The sequence below is a fragment of the uncultured Leptotrichia sp. genome (genome assembly GCF_938036635.1).
GTDB lineage: Bacteria > Fusobacteriota > Fusobacteriia > Fusobacteriales > Leptotrichiaceae > Leptotrichia > Leptotrichia hongkongensis.
In genome coordinates, this window is record NZ_CALHQO010000192.1 from 1 (window position 1) to 1,831 (window position 1,831).

The 1,831-nt window shown below is 31.3% G+C and carries 2 protein-coding genes; both read right to left on the minus strand.

The window, feature by feature from the left end:
- Positions 1-167: 167 nt before the first annotated feature.
- Positions 168-1,151: a class II fructose-bisphosphate aldolase gene (locus tag Q0370_RS03790; protein WP_006805020.1), complete on the minus strand. Its 984-nt coding sequence runs from the start codon at positions 1,149-1,151 to the stop codon at positions 168-170.
- 127 nt (positions 1,152-1,278) lie between these two features.
- Positions 1,279-1,831 (minus strand): GH25 family lysozyme (locus Q0370_RS03795; RefSeq protein ID WP_299572331.1); only part of this gene is annotated, 553 nt, incomplete at its 5' end.

Below are 1,831 nucleotides of genomic sequence, written 5' to 3' on the forward strand. Positions count from 1 at the left end.
GAATTAAATTTTTAAATACTTTTTTTGTTTTTCCCACAAAAAAAGAGGAAAAAAAAAATTTTCACCTCTTTTAAACAAATTTTATTTATGTAAAACTTAAAAGGAATATCCCAAGTTTGAGAATAAACTCGAGATAGTCCAAATTAATTTTCATTTTTTATTTGTTATTATCTTGCAGCTCCAGCTTTGTAAGCTCCATTTGATCCGAATACATTTCTGATTTTATCTTTGTAATATTCTTTCATGTAGTCTTTTGCAGGTCCTACATATTTTCTAGGATCAAATTCTCCTGGGTTTTTAGCGAATACTTCTCTGATTCCTGCTGTGAAAGCCAATCTTCCATCAGTATCTACGTTAATTTTAGCTACTGCTGATTTAGCAGCTTTTCTTAATTCTGAATCAGGGATACCAATTGCATCTGCAATTTTTCCACCATATTGGTTAATCATTTCAACAAATTGGTGAGGTACTGCTGATGAACCATGTAATACGATTGGGAATCCAGGTATTCTTTTTTCAATTTCTTCCAAGATATCCAATCTTAATTTAGGATCGTCTCCTGGTTTGAATTTGTGGGCTCCGTGAGAAGTTCCAATTGCGATTGCTAATGAATCAACTCCTGTTTTTGTTACGAAGTCTTCAACTTCATCAGGTTGAGTATAAACATGTTCTGCTGCTACTACATCGTCTTCGATTCCAGCTAAAACTCCTAATTCAGCTTCAACTGTAACATCGTGTTGATGAGCGAAATCAGCAACTTGTTTTGCTTCTGCAACATTTTCATCGTAAGGGTGGTGAGATCCGTCGTACATTACTGAAGAGAATCCGTATTCGATACAGTCTTTTGCTTCAGCAAAATTTGGACCATGATCCAAGTGCAATGCTACTGGAATGTCTGATCCTGATGCTTCTACATAAGCTGTTGCAGCTTTTGCAAGCCAAGGTAACATTTCTTTACCAATATATTTTCTTGCACCTGTTGATACTTGAAGAATTACTGGTGATCCTTCTTCAACGCACGCTTCGATAATTCCTTGTAATTGTTCCATGTTGTTAAAGTTAAAAGCAGGTACTGCATAACCTTCTTTATTTGCTTTAGCAAACATTTCTTTAGTGTTGCTTAATCCTAAATCTTTAAAATGATATTTCATTTTACGCCTCCTAATATTTATTAATTAGATTAACTTCTTTAATTATATGTTATCAAATTTTCGTATAAAAATCAATAGAAAACAAAAAATAATGTTAAAAATAAGATATTTTTTTAATCTACTTTACTTAATTTATTTTACTTTGATTTATGAGTTCTTCTACTGTCATTCCTTTTCTAAGTACATTTTTATCTGTGAATCCTGGAATTCCTTCAATTCTGCCACGTCTTGAAACTTGCCAAATTACCCACCTATTATCTTCTTCTATTTTAGGAAAATATTTATAATCTGTAATCCAAATTTTATTTTCAGGAAATTCACCTTTTATGTATGCATTATAAGTATTATAATTCACATAGAAAATTACTCTTTTTTTATAATGTTTTTCAAGTTTTTCAACCATAACTCTCAAATGCTCAATTACATCTGGTTTTTTGTATTTTTTTGTAGAAATTTCAAGATCAATAATTGGAGGTAATGTTTTCTCAGAATCAGGCACTTTGCTTATGTAAAAATCCGCTTGTGCTTCTCCACTGCTAGTCATTACAAAAAAATGATACGCTCCAACTACAAATCCATTTAACCTAGCGTTATTCCAATTATATAAAAAATCCGTATCAAGAAAATTCTGCCCTTCTGTCGCTTTTAGAATGATAAATTTATATTTTTTATCAACAAGA

Excerpts from the sequence above, each read along its gene's own strand:
- Q0370_RS03790 (WP_006805020.1), bottom strand. The coding sequence starts at position 1,151 with ATGAAATATCATTTTAAAGATTTAGGATTAAGCAACACTAAAGAAATG.